This is a genomic window from Sinorhizobium sp. GQ132 (genome assembly GCF_059758575.1).
The window spans coordinates 68,300-82,343 of sequence record NZ_JCAXDX010000004.1; the positions used below are offsets into that span (position 1 = coordinate 68,300).

15 protein-coding genes, 1 tRNA gene and 1 riboswitch are annotated in these 14,044 nt (G+C 63.2%); of the genes, 8 read left to right on the forward strand and 8 right to left on the reverse strand.

Annotated elements, in window-relative coordinates; all coding sequences use genetic code 11:
• The first annotated feature begins 61 nt into the window (after positions 1–61).
• Positions 62–571, forward strand: a complete 510-nt coding sequence (locus tag AC6CIG_RS12020) for a winged helix-turn-helix transcriptional regulator (protein WP_026168525.1) — start codon at positions 62–64, stop codon at positions 569–571.
• A gap of 122 nt (positions 572–693) precedes the next feature.
• Here AC6CIG_RS12020 and AC6CIG_RS12025 read toward each other — a convergent pair whose 3' ends face one another.
• Positions 694–1,779, reverse strand: coding sequence for a calcium:cation antiporter (locus AC6CIG_RS12025; protein WP_437411810.1), 1,086 nt, complete (start codon positions 1,777–1,779; stop codon positions 694–696).
• Between the two features lie 225 nt (positions 1,780–2,004).
• Here AC6CIG_RS12025 and AC6CIG_RS12030 point away from each other — a divergent pair, with 225 nt between their 5' ends.
• The 4 genes from AC6CIG_RS12030 (at position 2,005) to AC6CIG_RS12045 (ending at position 4,883) form a co-directional block, all read left to right on the forward strand.
• On the forward strand, positions 2,005–2,661 hold the full coding sequence (locus tag AC6CIG_RS12030) for a S24 family peptidase (RefSeq protein ID WP_018094118.1): 657 nt from the start codon (positions 2,005–2,007) through the stop codon (positions 2,659–2,661).
• A 9-nt stretch (positions 2,662–2,670) separates the two neighbouring features.
• Positions 2,671–3,477: a thermonuclease family protein gene (locus AC6CIG_RS12035; protein ID WP_437407889.1), complete on the forward strand. Its 807-nt coding sequence runs from the start codon at positions 2,671–2,673 to the stop codon at positions 3,475–3,477.
• A gap of 112 nt (positions 3,478–3,589) precedes the next feature.
• Positions 3,590–4,000, forward strand: a complete 411-nt coding sequence (locus tag AC6CIG_RS12040; protein ID WP_018094116.1) for a tellurite resistance TerB family protein — start codon at positions 3,590–3,592, stop codon at positions 3,998–4,000.
• Between the two features lie 70 nt (positions 4,001–4,070).
• On the forward strand, positions 4,071–4,883 hold the full coding sequence (locus tag AC6CIG_RS12045; protein WP_437411811.1) for a sterol desaturase family protein: 813 nt from the start codon (positions 4,071–4,073) through the stop codon (positions 4,881–4,883).
• Between the two features lie 24 nt (positions 4,884–4,907).
• Here AC6CIG_RS12045 and AC6CIG_RS12050 read toward each other — a convergent pair whose 3' ends face one another.
• The 3 genes from AC6CIG_RS12050 to AC6CIG_RS12060 form a co-directional block, all read right to left on the reverse strand.
• A complete protein-coding gene (locus tag AC6CIG_RS12050; protein WP_018094114.1) occupies positions 4,908–5,693 on the reverse strand; it encodes a transporter substrate-binding domain-containing protein in 786 nt (261 codons plus the stop codon).
• A gap of 77 nt (positions 5,694–5,770) precedes the next feature.
• A tRNA-Gly gene (locus AC6CIG_RS12055) sits at positions 5,771–5,845 on the reverse strand.
• Between the two features lie 49 nt (positions 5,846–5,894).
• Positions 5,895–6,992: a 2'-deoxycytidine 5'-triphosphate deaminase gene (locus AC6CIG_RS12060; RefSeq protein WP_018094113.1), complete on the reverse strand. Its 1,098-nt coding sequence runs from the start codon at positions 6,990–6,992 to the stop codon at positions 5,895–5,897.
• Positions 6,993–7,067: 75 nt separating this feature from the next.
• A riboswitch (SAM riboswitch) is annotated at positions 7,068–7,146 on the forward strand.
• Positions 7,147–7,189: 43 nt separating this feature from the next.
• Here AC6CIG_RS12060 and AC6CIG_RS12065 point away from each other — a divergent pair.
• Positions 7,190–8,374, forward strand: coding sequence for an O-succinylhomoserine sulfhydrylase (locus AC6CIG_RS12065; RefSeq protein WP_437407891.1), 1,185 nt, complete (start codon positions 7,190–7,192; stop codon positions 8,372–8,374).
• A gap of 39 nt (positions 8,375–8,413) precedes the next feature.
• Here AC6CIG_RS12065 and AC6CIG_RS12070 read toward each other — a convergent pair whose 3' ends face one another.
• A complete protein-coding gene (locus tag AC6CIG_RS12070) occupies positions 8,414–9,025 on the reverse strand; it encodes a CDP-alcohol phosphatidyltransferase family protein (RefSeq protein ID WP_437407892.1) in 612 nt (203 codons plus the stop codon).
• Positions 9,026–9,135: 110 nt separating this feature from the next.
• On the opposite strand from AC6CIG_RS12070, the gene apaG reads away from it, so the two are divergent.
• Positions 9,136–9,528 (forward strand): Co2+/Mg2+ efflux facilitator ApaG/CorD, encoded by a 393-nt coding sequence (gene apaG / locus AC6CIG_RS12075; RefSeq protein WP_018094110.1) that lies wholly within the window; start codon positions 9,136–9,138, stop codon positions 9,526–9,528.
• Positions 9,529–9,555: 27 nt separating this feature from the next.
• Here the strand turns inward: apaG and AC6CIG_RS12080 are convergent, their stop codons facing one another.
• The 3 genes from AC6CIG_RS12080 to AC6CIG_RS12090 form a co-directional block, all read right to left on the reverse strand.
• A complete protein-coding gene (locus AC6CIG_RS12080) occupies positions 9,556–10,548 on the reverse strand; it encodes an Hsp33 family molecular chaperone (protein ID WP_437407893.1) in 993 nt (330 codons plus the stop codon).
• A gap of 367 nt (positions 10,549–10,915) precedes the next feature.
• Positions 10,916–11,827 carry an ornithine carbamoyltransferase gene (gene argF / locus AC6CIG_RS12085; RefSeq protein WP_018094107.1) on the reverse strand — a complete coding sequence of 304 codons (912 nt, stop codon included), beginning with the start codon at positions 11,825–11,827 and terminating at the stop codon, positions 10,916–10,918.
• A 74-nt stretch (positions 11,828–11,901) separates the two neighbouring features.
• Positions 11,902–13,101, reverse strand: coding sequence for an aspartate aminotransferase family protein (locus tag AC6CIG_RS12090; RefSeq protein WP_324762844.1), 1,200 nt, complete (start codon positions 13,099–13,101; stop codon positions 11,902–11,904).
• A gap of 409 nt (positions 13,102–13,510) precedes the next feature.
• On the opposite strand from AC6CIG_RS12090, the gene AC6CIG_RS12095 reads away from it, so the two are divergent.
• Positions 13,511–14,032 (forward strand): GcrA family cell cycle regulator, encoded by a 522-nt coding sequence (locus AC6CIG_RS12095; protein WP_018094105.1) that lies wholly within the window; start codon positions 13,511–13,513, stop codon positions 14,030–14,032.
• The last annotated feature ends 12 nt before the right edge of the window (positions 14,033–14,044 follow it).

Sequence of the window (14,044 nt, forward strand, 5' to 3'; positions counted from 1 at the left end):
TGGTGCAATAATGCAAGCAGTTTCAGAGCGGATGCTCCGCTCGCGTTTTGCAGAGACCAAAATGACCGATGACCATCGCTCGGGTTGCCCGATCAATCTCTCGCTCGAAGTATTCGGCGACAAATGGAGCCTCCTGATCATTCGCGACATGATTTTCGGCGGCAAACGCCACTTCCGCGAGCTCCTGCGCTCGCAGGAGGGGATTTCCACCAATATCCTCGCCGACCGGCTGAAAACGCTTGTCGAGATCGGCATGCTGACGAAAGCGGACGATCCGAGCCACAAGCAGAAGGCGATCTACAGCCTGACGGAAATGGCGATCGCGCTTGTGCCGATCATGGCCCATCTCGGCGCCTGGGGCCGGCGCTACCTGCCGGTCAGCGAGGAACTCAGCATCCGAGCCCAACTGATGGAGGAGGGCGGCCCCGAGCTCTGGGAGCGTTTCATGCGGGAATTGCGCGCCGAACACCTCGGCGATGCCAGACCGGAGGGACCCTCCGTGCGGCAAACGCTTCAAGCCGCCTATGACCGCGTTGTGGCGCGCAAGGCGATGGAAGAGCAGCCGGCCTGAGCACTAACCTTTGATCCAACGCACTTCCGGACGGAAAACCGTTACACACTTTTCCTGGAAGTGCTCTTCGGTCCAACGCACTTCCGGACGGAAAACCGTTACACACTTTTCCTGGAAGTGCTCTAAAGCCCGAGGACGGACAGCATGATGAAGGTGGCGAACAGCACGAAATGCGCCATGCCTTCGATGGCATTGGTCTGACCGTCATTGAGATTGATAGCGGCGGCGATGAGCGTTACCGCAACCATTACCGTCTGCACCGGCGACATGGCCATGATGAAGGGCTGGCCCGTATAAAGGGCAATCGCCTCCATGACGGGTACGGTCAGGATCACGGTCGAAAGCGAAGCGCCGAGCGCGATGTTCACCACTGCCTGCATGCGGTTGGCGAGCGCGGCGCGCATTGCCGTCATGACCTCGGGCGAAGCGGAGATCACCGCGACGACGATCGCGGCCAGGGCCGGCGGCGCCGCCGTGCCCTTGATCCCGGCCGACAGCAGCCCGGACATGATTTCGGCGAGAAAGCCGATCACCACCACGCCCAGGATGAGCACGACGACGGAAGGAAGCACCGGCTCGTCCTCGAGCCGGCTTGCCGCGGTTCCCGCTTTGGCGCGCGGATAGCTGTAACTGAAGAAGTAGCTGTGGACGCCAACCTGCATGCGCAGGAACAACGTATAGAGCACGATCATCGCGCCGATGGTGAAGGCGGAATAGTAATGCCATTTCGACTGCGGCACGAATTCGGGGACGAGCATGGAAATGCCCATGGCCGTGAGAATCATGACGCTGTAAGTGCGCGCGGAATCGTCGTTATAGGGCTGCTCGCCATGTTTGAGGCCGCCGAGCAGCGCCGCAAGTCCGAGGATCCCGTTGATATCGAGCATTACTGCCGAATAGATCGTATCGCGCACCAGCGTCGGCGAGGTCTCGCCGGTCATCATGATAGCGAGGATGACGACCTCGACCAGCACCGCCGAAAGCGTCAGGATCATCGTGCCGTAGGGATCACCCACTTTGGCGGCAAGCACCTCGGCATGATGGGCGACCCGCATGGAAGCAAGCACGATCGCCGCCACCATCAGGGCCGCACCGATGAGCGATGCGGCGCGACCGGCCTCGAGCAGATGATGCTCGACCGCGACGCCGGCAAGAGCAGCGAGAAAAGCGGCGACGAGATGCCGTTCCGATCTCAGGTTTGCAAGCAAGCACGCCTCTTGGCCCGGAGTGAAGCTGTTTTATTTAGCACAGCTGCTGAAGAGTTCACCCCTGAAGACCGCTGCATCTGCTGTATGCCGTCCTTTGATTGGATAGGAAGGACTATTTTCCTCACTGTGCTTTACGGTCGTAAGGCGCTTGGCTAATGTATTCGCAGACCGCGGAACGGCTTGCTGTGCCGCCCGCATCGTCTCTCCTTCCGAAGATGGGTCGATATGCTCTCACATGACAGCATCTGGCGCGCGATCGACGCCTTGGCAGAGCGCCACCGGCTTTCGCCGTCGGGCCTTGCACGGCGGGCCGGCCTGGACCCCACCTCCTTCAACAAGTCGAAGCGCCAGTCCACCGACGGGCGCGACCGATGGCCCTCCACCGAGTCGATCGCGAAGATCTTGCATGCCACGGGAGCGAGCGTCGATCAGTTCCTGGCGCTGATGGAGCCCAATGCCGCCGGCCGCGAAAGGGAAGAAGCATCGGCAGCGCCGGGCATTCCGCTGATCGGTTTCGCGCAGGCCGGCGCCGGTGGTTTTTTCGACGACGGCGGCTTTCCGGTCGGCCAGGGCTGGGACACGATCGAATTTCCCACGCCCGAGCGGCGGCAGGGCGGTGCCTACGCTCTGGAGGTTCAGGGCGACAGCATGCTGCCGCTTTATCGCGACGGCGATGTCCTGATCGTCGACCCGAGCGCGCAGGTGCGCCGCAACGACCGCGTCGTGGTCAAGACGCGCGGAGGCGAGGTGATGGCGAAGGTGCTGGCCCGGCAGACGCCCCGCGGCATCGAGCTCGTTTCGCTCAACCCCGACCACCCCAACCGCAATTTCGAGATGAACGACGTAGAATGGATTGCCCGGATCATCTGGGCCAGCCAATAGGATCCTTCGATGCGGCCGAGGCTCTTCACCATCGCCGGCGGGCTTGCCGCCCTCGCCCTTTATGCCGGCATTCTGATGGCCGGGGCCGCGATCATCCGCAACCGCGACAGCGTCGCAACGCCTGAGTTCGTGCTCGAAACGCCGGAAGCAGCGGTCGACGAGCCGATTTCGGTGGAGCCTCCCGCCGAGACCGAAGCAGCTCCCCCTCCCCCCGAACCGGATACCGCCCCTGGCAAAGGCTCGCGCGTGGCGGCCAGGCCGGTCGAGCCGGGTCTCTTCGCCCAGCCGGAGGACGGCATTGCCAAACCGCTGGAACGGATCGCACCGAGACCGCCGCTTTCAAAGCCTGAGGAAAAGGAAAAGCCCGCTTCCGCCGTCTTCCCGCGCCCGGTTGCGCTTGCGGCCGGGCTTGTCCGGTCCGGCGAGACGACTCTGCAGCTCAAGGATATCGAACCCGAAACGCCCGAGAAGGTCTGCGAAGCGGATGGCAGGAGCTGGCCTTGCGGCATGGTCGCGCGTACGGCGTTCCGCAATTTTTTGCGGGGCCGCGCACTCGTCTGCGAAGCGGCGGATGGCTCCTCGGAGACCTTGAACGCGCGGTGCAGCGTCGGCGGACAGGACGTGGCCGAATGGCTCGTCGGCAACGGCTGGGCGACGCCGCTGCCGGGCACGGCGCTCGAGGCGAAGGCCGAGGCAGCCCGGGGCGCCAGGCTCGGTTTCTTCGGGGACGACCCGCGCGGTCTTGCCCGAGCGCCTCTCGCGCTCGACGATCCGGCTGCGAGCATCGCCCCGGAAGCCGCCGCGCCGGACTTGTAAGGCTTGGAGCAAGTCCTTAACTGTCACCCACCACTGCAGGTCCGTCCAACCCGCTATGCACCCGTCGTGTATCGCGGCCCCAATGAGAACGATGAAAGGATCGAGAGGCAGGATGTCCGCAAGTCTCAGCCAGCACGAAGCCCTTGTTCACGTCATGGTCATGATGTCCGCCGTCGACCGGAACATGACCGACGACGAGATTGCACGCATCGGCGTGCTCGTGCGGTTCCTCCCGGCCTTCGACGGTTTCGACGAAGATCATCTGATCCACATCAGCCGCGAATGCGCCGCCCAGCTTGCGGCCCCGGAGGGCCTCGACGTGGCGCTTGAAATGGTTCGCGAAGCTTTGCCGCAGCGGCTCTATGAGACGGCCTATGCACTTGCGGTCGAGATCGCTGCCGCCGATCAGCGTATCCGCAACGAGGAAATCCGGTTGTTGCAGCTGCTGCGGGACCGTTTGGGCCTCGACAAACTCGCCTGCGCAGCAATCGAGCGCGGAGCCATCGCGCGCTTCCGCAAGTAGGCTTCGGAAAAAGGTCCTTGCCCGTTTCCGGCACGGAACGGGCCGGGTTCGATGCAACGGGGATCGATGCATGCTCTATTTCGGTCTCGCCGAACCGGTCTGGCGGCTCGCGGCCTTTGCCGCCGCCTTCGCCGCGTTGGCAGCGCTCGAGCTCCTTCATCCGCGGCTGGAGAGGCCGGAGCTGATGCGGGCACTGAAGGCACGCCGCTGGATCACCAACCTGTCTATTCTCGTCCTATCCTCCCTCCTGCTTCGCGTCGCCTTTCCCGCTGCCGCGACCGGCGTTGCCATCTGGGCTCAGGGGCACGGCTACGGCGTGCTCCCGGCTCTTGGCGTGATCCCGCCGTTTGCCGGCCTGATCGCCTTCATCGCGCTGGACTTCGCCATCTGGTTTGAACACGTCGTGTTTCACAAGATACCTGTCCTGTGGCGCATCCACCGCGTCCACCATGCCGATCCCGGTGTCGACGTCACCACGGCCCTTCGCTTTCATCCCCTCGAAATTCTGCTGTCGATGATCTGGAAGAGCGCGGTTATCATCCTGCTCGGCGCGCCCGCACTCGCCGTTCTCCTGTTCGAAATCGTGCTCAATGCCGGGGCGATGTTCAACCACGCCAATTTGCGGCTCCCGAAAGGCGCCGACAGGCTGTTGCGCCAGGTCATCGTCACGCCCGACATGCACCGCATCCACCATTCCGTGGAAAAGCGGGAGACCGATTCAAACTACGGCTTCAATCTTTCGGTCTGGGATCGGTTGTTCTCGACCTACGTCGCCCATCCATCGCGCGGAGACGATGCGATCGAGACCGGGCTGAAGGCCTACGGGCGCGTTGCACCCGTGAAGCTCCTGTGGTCGCTGATACTCCCCTTCCGGCGTCGCTAGGGCATAGCTGCGAGTGGAGCCGCCTCAATAAATCCCGTTCGGGAAATAGCGAAGATAGATCTCCTCAAGCCTGCCGCTGCGTGAGAGTGCCAGCAAGGCGTGGTCGATCGCCTGGGTCAGAGCCGGCTCGGCCTTGCGGTTCATGATCGTCAGTCCCTCGCCCAGGAAGCGTTGGGAAAAATAGGAGCCCTCCAGCATGGCGCAGCATCCCCCGGCGAGGTTGCCGGAGACCCAGAAGGACAATTGCATTCCGTCGGAGAACGCGGCCGCGACGGTGCCCCCGCGAAGCGCGGAGAGCAGTGCGTCCCGGTCCGGAAAGCCCTTGGCTTCGAGTTTCGGGAAAAATGCCTTGAGCATTGCCTCATGCGTGGTGTCGGAGACGACGCCGACGGGCTTCCCGGCGAGATCGCCAGGACCGGTGATTGCGCCGGCGGCCTTGGTGTTGACGACGAAGCGGGCGGGAAGTTGCATGAAGGCGCGGGAAAAGGCGAAACTCTGCCTCAGCTCCGAAGTCACGGCAATGCCGGCGGCAATCGCTTCCCCTTGCCCCTGTTCGAGGGCCGGCATGAGCTCCGGATAGGTCACTGCCTGGATCTGGCACTTGGCTTCGATCTCCAGCTCACGGCATATCTCGCGGGCGAGGTCGACATGGAAGCCCGACAGCTTGCCCGACTGGTCGATGAAGTTGAAGGGCGGGAAGTCGACGGTGGTCAGGAAACGGAGCCTGGCAAGGCCGCTGAGGTCCGGCTTCGCAATCCGTTCGCGGGCATCGAACAGCCGGGGCAGTTCCTTCGGCTGTGCCAAGGCCAAACCCGGGGCGAGAACGGCCGACAGTACCAATATCCAGAGAATCCGCAGCGCTATGGCGCCTCTATGAATGGAGGAATTGGAGCGGGTGATCGGGATCGAACCGACGACATCAAGCTTGGGAAGCTGGCGTTCTACCACTGAACTACACCCGCGACAGAACCGGAAATTTCCTCAACAGCCGCGATCTGTCAAGCACAATGCTCACTCGGCGCGAAAATGCTTGGAGAGCTTGAGGCCCTGCGCCTGATAATTGGAGCCGAGATCGAGGCCGTAAAGTCCCTCCGGACGTTCCAGCATGTGCTCGTAGACGAGACGGCCGACGATCTGCCCGTGCTCCAGAATGAACGGTACCTCATGGCTGCGGACCTCGAGCACCGCCCGGCTGCCGCTGCCGCCGGCCGACGCATGGCCGAATCCGGGATCGAAAAAGCCGGCATAATGGACGCGGAACTCGCCCACGAGCGGGTCGAAGGGTGTCATTTCGGCGGCATAGCGCGGCGGCACATGGACGGCTTCGCGGGACACGAGGATGTAGAACTCGTCCGGGTCGAGCACGAGATCGTCGCGGCCGCGGCTGTAGAGCGGCTCCCAGAAGTCGAAAACGGCATGCTGGGCTTTCTTGTCGACATCGACCACCGACGTGTGATGCTTGCCGCGGTAGCCGATCAGGCCGTCCGGTCCGGTGCCCTTGAGATCGATGGAAAGGGCAATGCCGCCGCCGGAAACGTTCGGCCGGTCACTGGCGACGAGCACGTCGCTTTCGTGCAGGGCCAGCAGCTCCTGCTCGGAAAGAACCGAGTGGCCTATGCGGAAGCGTATCTGCGAAAGCCGCGAACCGCGCCTGACGACGATCGGAAAGGTTCGCGGGCTGATTTCGAGATAGAGCGGTCCGCTGTAGCCCGCCGGGATCTTGTCGAACTCCTGCGCCCTGTCGGTAATCACGCGTGTGAAGATATCCAGCCGGCCGGTCGAGCTCTTTGGATTGGCGGAGGCCGACATGTCTGCCGGCAGCGACAGGCTTTCCATCAGCGGCACGATGTAGACGCAGCCGGTCTCGAGCACGGCGCCTTCGCTCAGATCGACGACATGCAGCTTGAGCCGGTCGAGCTTGTCGGCGACCAGATGAGAAGGGCCGGGCATGAAGCTCGCCCGGACGCGGAACGCCTTGGAGCCAAGGCGAAGATCGAGGCTGGCCGGCTGGATCTGGTCATCATCCAGCGCCTTCTCGCTCTTCAGTCGTCCCGAGGCATACAGCGCAGCAATTGCGCGGTCGGCCAAAATCCCTGTGTCGCGCCCCATTCCGATCCTCATTTACAGTTGCCAGACAAAACCAAACTCCGGGAATTGACGCAAGCGCGGCCAGGCAGTATTGGAGCTTTATCCCGTGGTGATTTGGCCGGTCGGCTTGCAGCCACGTTAAACAAGTAGCTAAAAAGGCCGGGTGTCAAACCGGTCGTTTCGCGGCCGGTTTTTTTGTTTTTGAAAGTGACGTTCTCATGAGCAAGAATTGGCGCCCGGCAACCCAACTCGTCCACGGCGGAACGCTCCGCTCCCAGTACGGCGAGACCTCCGAAGCAATCTTTCTGACGCAGGGCTTCGTCTACGACAGCTCCGAAGCGGCGGAGGCCCGGTTCAAGGGCGAGACCGACGGTTTCATCTATGCGCGCTACGGCAGTCCGACCAACGACATGTTCGAGAAGCGCATGTGCATGCTCGAAGGGGCCGAAGAGGCGCGCGCCACAGCCTCCGGCATGGCGGCGGTTTCCGCGGCAATCCTGTGCCAGGTGAAGGCGGGCGACCACATCGTCGCGGCCCGGGCGCTCTTCGGCTCCTGCCGCTGGGTCGTGGAAACGCTGGCGCCGAAATACGGCGTCGAGTGCACCCTGGTCGACGGTCGCGATCTCAAGAACTGGGAAGACGCGGTGCGTCCGAACACCAAGGTCTTCTTCCTCGAAAGCCCGACCAACCCGACGCTTGAAGTGATCGACATCGCCGGCGTCGCCAAGCTCGCCGATCAGATCGGCGCCAAGGTGGTGGTCGACAACGTCTTCGCGACGCCGCTGTTCCAGAAACCGCTGGAGCTTGGCGCCCATGTCGTCGTCTATTCCGCGACGAAACACATCGACGGCCAGGGGCGCTGCCTCGGCGGCGTGGTGCTCTCCGACAAGCAGTGGATCGACGAGAACCTGCACGACTATTTCCGTCACACCGGCCCGGCCATGTCGCCCTTCAACGCCTGGACGCTGCTGAAGGGGATCGAGACCCTGCCGCTGCGCGTCAAGCAGCAGACCGAAAGCGCCCGCCGCATCGCCGATTTCCTTGCGGAGCAGCCGCAGGTCGCCCGCGTCATCTATCCGGGCCGCAAGGATCACCCGCAGGCCGACATCATTGCGAAGCAGATGAGCGGCGGCTCGACGCTGGTCGCCTTCGAGCTCAAGGGTGGCAAGGAAGCAGCCTTCGCCCTGCAGAACGCGCTTGAAATCATCCGGATCTCCAACAATCTCGGCGATTCCAAGAGCCTGATCACCCATCCGGCGACGACCACCCACAAAAACCTCACCGACGAAGCCCGCGCCGAACTCGGCATTTCCGCCGGAACGGTGCGCTTCTCGGCCGGTATCGAGGACAGCGAAGACCTCATCGAGGATTTCGCACGGGCGCTGAAGGCCGTAAACGCCTGACCGACACCATGACGAAGCCCGCGTCAGCGGGCTTTGTCGTCAGTCTCGCCGAAACGTCAGTCTTGCGAGAACGATCCGCGACAGCGCGGTATAGAGGCAGACGAGCGCGAAGACGGTTGCGAACAAGGGGAACCACCCGGGCAACAGGCACGACAGCAGAAAAAAGACGATCGTCTCCGTCGCCTCTGCGAGCCCCGTCGTGAAGTAGAGCGACTTCGCACCACGCACCTCGGTCGTCAGGCCGCGCTTCTCGGCCATCACGGCATAGGCGAGGAAGCTCGCGCCGTTGACATAGAAGGCGAAGAGCAGAAATCCGCCGGCGAGACCGTTTGCGGCCGGATCTGCGATGATGAAACCGAGTGGGACGGCCCCGTAAAAGGTGAAATCGAGAACGATGTCGAGAAAGCCGCCGAAATCCGTTTTCCGGCTCGCGCGGGCGACGGCTCCGTCGAGGCCGTCGCAGAGCCGGCTCACAAGGATCAGGGCGGCGGCGGGCAGATAAGCGCCGAGACTGATGAGCAGGGCTGCCGCAAGGCCAAGGCAAAGGCCGAGGATGGTGACGGCATCGGCACTGACCCCGCGGCCGGCCAGTGCGGCGCCGAACCTGTCCAGAACCGGATCGAGCCGCCTGCGAAGCGCGCCGTCAAGCATTGCCGTTGCCTCCTGGGAAATTTGATACCACTCGCACAATCTCGCCGTTATTCTTGACGAAACCATATTGCTGTAGAATACGCGTACGGATTTGAAACAGGGTGTTGCACATGTACCGCGCGCTGACACGCGACATCGAAGTGACGGTCGAGCCGTACTACCTGGAAGAACAGTCGGACCCCGACGACAGCCGCTATGTCTGGGGCTATCGCATCATCATAGCGAACCATTCCGGGCGCGCGGTCCGGCTGATGACCCGCTACTGGCACATTACCGACGAGAACGGTCAGGTGGACGAGGTGAGCGGCCCCGGCGTGATCGGCGAGCAGCCGCTGCTCAACCCCGGCGATACCTACGAGTACTCCTCCGGCTGCCCGCTGGATACGCCCTCGGGCGTGATGTTCGGCCATTACAGCATGGAGGCGGAAGGCGGGGAGACTTTCGACGTCGCCATTCCCGCCTTCTCGCTCGATTCACCGGGCCTCGTCCGCACGCTTAATTGATCCAGCGCGCAATTCAGCGCGGCTGCCCTATTGCGGGCGGACTTCGCTCGCCTCGAAGCGGTAGGTCGTCGAGCAGAACTCGCAGGTCACCTTGATCAGGCCGTCCTCGACGCTGGCTTCGATATCCTCGTTGCCGAGCCCCACCAGAACGTCCTTGATCTTCTCGCGCGAGCAGCTGCAGCGATCGTAGACCGCCTGCGGCTCATAGACGCGCACGCCGCGCTCATGGAACAGACGGTACAGCAATCGCTCGGTACCGACCGTCGGATCGGTGAGTTCATCGGTGTCGATCGTCTCGACCATCACCTTGGCTTCCGCCCAGAGGTCGTCCTCGTCGAAGAAATCCTCGTGGCCTTCGTCACCATCGCCGCCCGGCAGATCCGCCTGGCGCATCCTGTCCGGCGCGTCGGGCAGGAACTGCGCGACCATGCCGCCGGCGCGCCAGCGGTGCCGCGGCTTGCCGTTCTCGTCCTTGTCGAGAAGCTCGGCAACGGCGAGGCGCACCCTGGTCGGTATCTGTTCCGACTGGCGGAAATAGGCGCCGGCGATGTCCTCGAGCGTTGCCCCGTCAAGGGCCACGATACCCTGATAGCGCTGCGTATGCGCACCCTGGTCGATCGTGAAGGCGAGGACGCCGTTGCCCAGCAATTCATGAGGCTGGACGCGCCCGCTCTTTTCGGCGTCGGCGAGCGCCTCCTCATCATAGCGCGCATAGGCGCGGACGCGGTCCGGCGTCGAGAAATCCGCAACCACGAGATCGACCGGTCCATCGCCCTGTGTCTGAACGATCAGCTTGCCTTCGAATTTCAGAGACGTGCCGAGCAGGACCGTCAGCACCACTGTTTCGGCGACAAGCCGCGCGACAGGAAGCGGGTAACCGTGCCGCTCGAGAATGGCATCGAGCATCGGACCAAGCTGGACGGCGCGGCCGCGCACGTCGAGTCCCTCGACCTGAAAGGGCACGACGTGATCGTCACCGGCAAAATCGAACTCGCCAAGTCCCGGCGCTGTTTCTGTCATCGCTTGCTCCTTGCCTCGACCATGGTCACGCGGATCGATTCAATCCGGGATGTGGCCATGACCCATTCCAAAAACTGCATGCGGGATGCGGATGGAAACCGCTCGTTCCTCTTGATTTCCGGCACGGCTTGCATCGAGTGCACCGGCGCGCACCGGTACAACCGCCCGCCATTCCATTTGATCCCGTCATGGACGAATTTCTCCGTCGGCATTTGCTCTGCCTTAAAGCACCCCGCAGGGCGCCAAGCGCAGGATAGCCGGCGTGGGGCGATTGGCCGATTTGATGATCGGAAGGCCCCGCTCACCGCTCTAAATCGTGTTGCACCGTCCAGATTTCAAGAGAACGCCTCGCGCCCGCCTTCAGCCGTCACACCGCGCCCATGCACCAGGCGAGGATCGATTTCTGCGCGTGCAGCCGGTTCTCGGCTTCGTCGAAGACCACTGACTGCGGGCCGTCGATGACCTCATCGGTCACTTCCTCGCCGCGGTGCGCCGGCAAGCAATGCATGAACAGCGCGTCCGGCGCTGCATGCTTCATCAGTGCGCCGTTGACCTGGTAGGGCTGAAAGACGTTGTGACCGCGGGCGCGATGTTCCTGGTTCATCGAGATCCAGGTGTCGGTGACGACGCAGTGTGCGCCGGCAACCGCCTGCTCCGCCTCGTGGCTGAGCAGAATCTCGGCCCCGTTGTTGCGCGCCCAGTTCAGGAACTTGTCATGCGGTTCGGAGCCGAGCGGCACGGCCATGTTCATGCGGTAGCCGAAGCGCGCCGAGCCCTCGATCAGGGAGTGAAGCACGTTGTTGCCGTCGCCGGTCCAGGCGATCGTCTTGCCCTTGACCGGTCCCCGGTGCTCCTCGAAAGTCATGATATCGGCCATGATCTGGCACGGGTGCGTATCGTCGGTGAGCCCGTTGATGACCGGCACGGTCGCATGCTCCGCCATTTCAAGAAGCCGGCGGTGATCGGTCGTGCGGATCATGATCGCGTCGACATAGCGCGACAGGACCTTCGCCGTATCGCCGATCGTCTCCGCCCGGCCGAGCTGCATTTCCGTACCCGACAGAAACAGCGTCTCGCCGCCGAGCTGGCGCATGCCGACATCGAAGGAAACACGCGTGCGGGTGGACGGCTTCTCGAAGATCATCGCGAGCATCTTGCCGGCAAGCGGCTTCTCGGCAGTCCCTGCCTTGGTCGCCGACTTGCGGACGCGGGCATCGTCGATGATGGTCCTGAGGTCGGTGGCCGTCATGGCCGAGAGATCGAGGAAGTGTCTGGTCATACTGCCTTGTTTCCTGTCGTAGAATCCGTTTATCGGCCCCGCCCGGGCCGGATCGATCCGAAACGTCGGGGCATTCAAGCCGCGGCGTTGCCGCTCTTGCCACTCACCGCCTCCGCGGCGCGTTCGAGCCGTGCCAGTCCTTCGCGCGCCTCGGCCGCGGTGGTGATCAGCGGCGGCAACAGGCGCAGCACGTTTTCGCCGGCCGGGACGACGAGCAGTTTCTCGGCGCGGATCGCCTTCAAAAGGTCCGCGGAGGGCACCTTGGCCTTGATGCCGAGCATCAGCCCGTCGCCGCGGATTTCCTCGATCACGTCCGGAAAACGATCCTTCAGCGAGGCGAGCCCCTGACGGAAGACGAGAGCCACCTCGCGCACCTGATCGAGGAAGCCTTCGGCGAGAACGACGTCGAGCACGGCATTTCCGACCGCCATTGCGAGCGGGTTGCCGCCATAGGTCGAACCGTGCGTGCCCGCCACCATGCCGGCGGCCGCCGCTTCCGTCGCGAGGCAAGCGCCGAGCGGGAAGCCGCCGCCGATGCCCTTGGCTACGGCCATGATATCCGGCTTGATGCCCGCCCATTCATGAGCGAAGAGCTTGCCGGTCCGGCCGACACCGGACTGTACCTCGTCGAGGATCAGAAGCAGGCCGAACTCGTCGCAAAGTTCGCGCAGCCCCTGCATGAATTCCTTCGATGCCGACCGAATGCCGCCCTCGCCCTGGATCGGCTCGACGAGGATCGCCGCGGTTTCTTCATTGATCGCGTTCTTGACCGCCGCGATATCGCCGAAGGGGACCTGATAGAAGCCCGGCGCCTTCGGCCCGAAGCCCTCGATGTATTTCTGCTGTCCGCCGGCGGCAATCGTTGCGAGCGTGCGGCCGTGGAAAGCACCTTCGAAGGTGATGACGTGGAACTTCTCGACGTGCCCCTTGGCGAAATGATAGCGCCGCGCCGTCTTGATCGCACATTCGAGCGCTTCCGCACCCGAATTGGTGAAGAACACCCGATCGGCGAAGGTCACCTGGGTCAGCCTCCGTGCAAGGCTTTCCTGCCCCGAAATCTCGTAGAGATTGGACAGATGCCAGACCTTGTCGGCCTGCGCCTTCAGCGCCTCGACGAGATGAGGATGGGCATGGCCGAGCGAGTTCACGGCGACACCGGCAGCGAAATCGAGATAGCGCGTGCCGTCTTCGGCGATCAGCCAAACGCCTTCACCTCGCTCGAAACGCAACGGCGCGCGCAGATAGGTGTCGTAAAGCGGCGTGGTTGCGGCCATGTCGAGCTCTCCTTCATTCCGGCGGCACGGACCATTCGGCCCGATAAAAATCAAAAATGCCGCCTTGCGGCGGCGACAGGCACTATTCCCATTTCGCACCGCGATGTCAACAAAACCAAGGTTTGCAGGCGCTTTGCGGATGCCGATTCCGAAGCGCGAAAAAATCACACTCTGGGACTTGCAAAAATGCAACGCTCCGACAGCAAGTTGGGGAAAACCGCGAAATCGATTCGGCGCGATTCCGGCGACTCTTGCCACGGAGTCACCCTGCCGGTAGGTTAACATTCAATTACTAGACGCATGCGGCGGACCTAGTCACCAAAAGTATTATCGCGTTGAATCTTCGGGTTTTTCCCGGAGAGCGGTGACGGATTCCGCCATCCCAACGCCGAGAACGGGGAGTGCAGAGATGAACTGGACTGACGAGCGGGTCGAGAAACTGAAGAAGCTGTGGTCGGAGGGCTTGAGCGCCAGCCAGATCGCGGCGCAGTTGGGCGGCGTCAGCCGCAACGCGGTCATCGGAAAGGTTCATCGGCTGAGCCTGCCCGGGCGCGCCAAGGCCGGAGGAAGCACGACCGCTGCAGCCCGGCCCAAACGGGCGACGTCTGCCCCGCGCGCGCCGAACTATGCTGCGCGTTCCGTAACCCGCACCGTGACCCGCACGGCCGGTGCGACCGCGCTCAAGGAAGAGCTCGCAGTCGACCTGGAAATGGACCAGGAGCTGCAGATCGACAGGAACATCGTCCTGCCGATGTCGCGGCGGCTGGAGCTCACGGAGCTTACCGAACGCACCTGCAAGTGGCCGATCGGCGACCCGCTCAAGGAAGAGTTCCACTTCTGCGGCAACGACTCCCCGGAAGCCTCTCCCTATTGCACCTTCCATGCCCGGCTGGCCTACCAGCCCTCCGCCGAGCGCCGGCGCATGCGCTGAGGCGCCTTGCTC

Bases quoted from the DNA above. Each gene is read 5' to 3' on its own strand.
- AC6CIG_RS12020 (WP_026168525.1), top strand. From the start codon at position 62: ATGACCGATGACCATCGCTCGGGTTGCCCGATCAATCTCTCGCTCGAA.
- AC6CIG_RS12030 (WP_018094118.1), top strand. From the start codon at position 2,005: ATGCTCTCACATGACAGCATCTGGCGCGCGATCGACGCCTTGGCAGAG.
- AC6CIG_RS12035 (WP_437407889.1), top strand. From the start codon at position 2,671: ATGCGGCCGAGGCTCTTCACCATCGCCGGCGGGCTTGCCGCCCTCGCC.
- AC6CIG_RS12040 (WP_018094116.1), top strand. From the start codon at position 3,590: ATGTCCGCAAGTCTCAGCCAGCACGAAGCCCTTGTTCACGTCATGGTC.
- AC6CIG_RS12045 (WP_437411811.1), top strand. From the start codon at position 4,071: ATGCTCTATTTCGGTCTCGCCGAACCGGTCTGGCGGCTCGCGGCCTTT.
- AC6CIG_RS12060 (WP_018094113.1), bottom strand. From the start codon at position 6,992: ATGGGGCGCGACACAGGGATTTTGGCCGACCGCGCAATTGCTGCGCTG.
- AC6CIG_RS12065 (WP_437407891.1), top strand. From the start codon at position 7,190: ATGAGCAAGAATTGGCGCCCGGCAACCCAACTCGTCCACGGCGGAACG.
- AC6CIG_RS12070 (WP_437407892.1), bottom strand. From the start codon at position 9,025: ATGCTTGACGGCGCGCTTCGCAGGCGGCTCGATCCGGTTCTGGACAGG.
- apaG (WP_018094110.1), top strand. From the start codon at position 9,136: ATGTACCGCGCGCTGACACGCGACATCGAAGTGACGGTCGAGCCGTAC.
- AC6CIG_RS12080 (WP_437407893.1), bottom strand. From the start codon at position 10,548: ATGACAGAAACAGCGCCGGGACTTGGCGAGTTCGATTTTGCCGGTGAC.
- argF (WP_018094107.1), bottom strand. From the start codon at position 11,827: ATGACCAGACACTTCCTCGATCTCTCGGCCATGACGGCCACCGACCTC.
- AC6CIG_RS12090 (WP_324762844.1), bottom strand. From the start codon at position 13,101: ATGGCCGCAACCACGCCGCTTTACGACACCTATCTGCGCGCGCCGTTG.
- AC6CIG_RS12095 (WP_018094105.1), top strand. From the start codon at position 13,511: ATGAACTGGACTGACGAGCGGGTCGAGAAACTGAAGAAGCTGTGGTCG.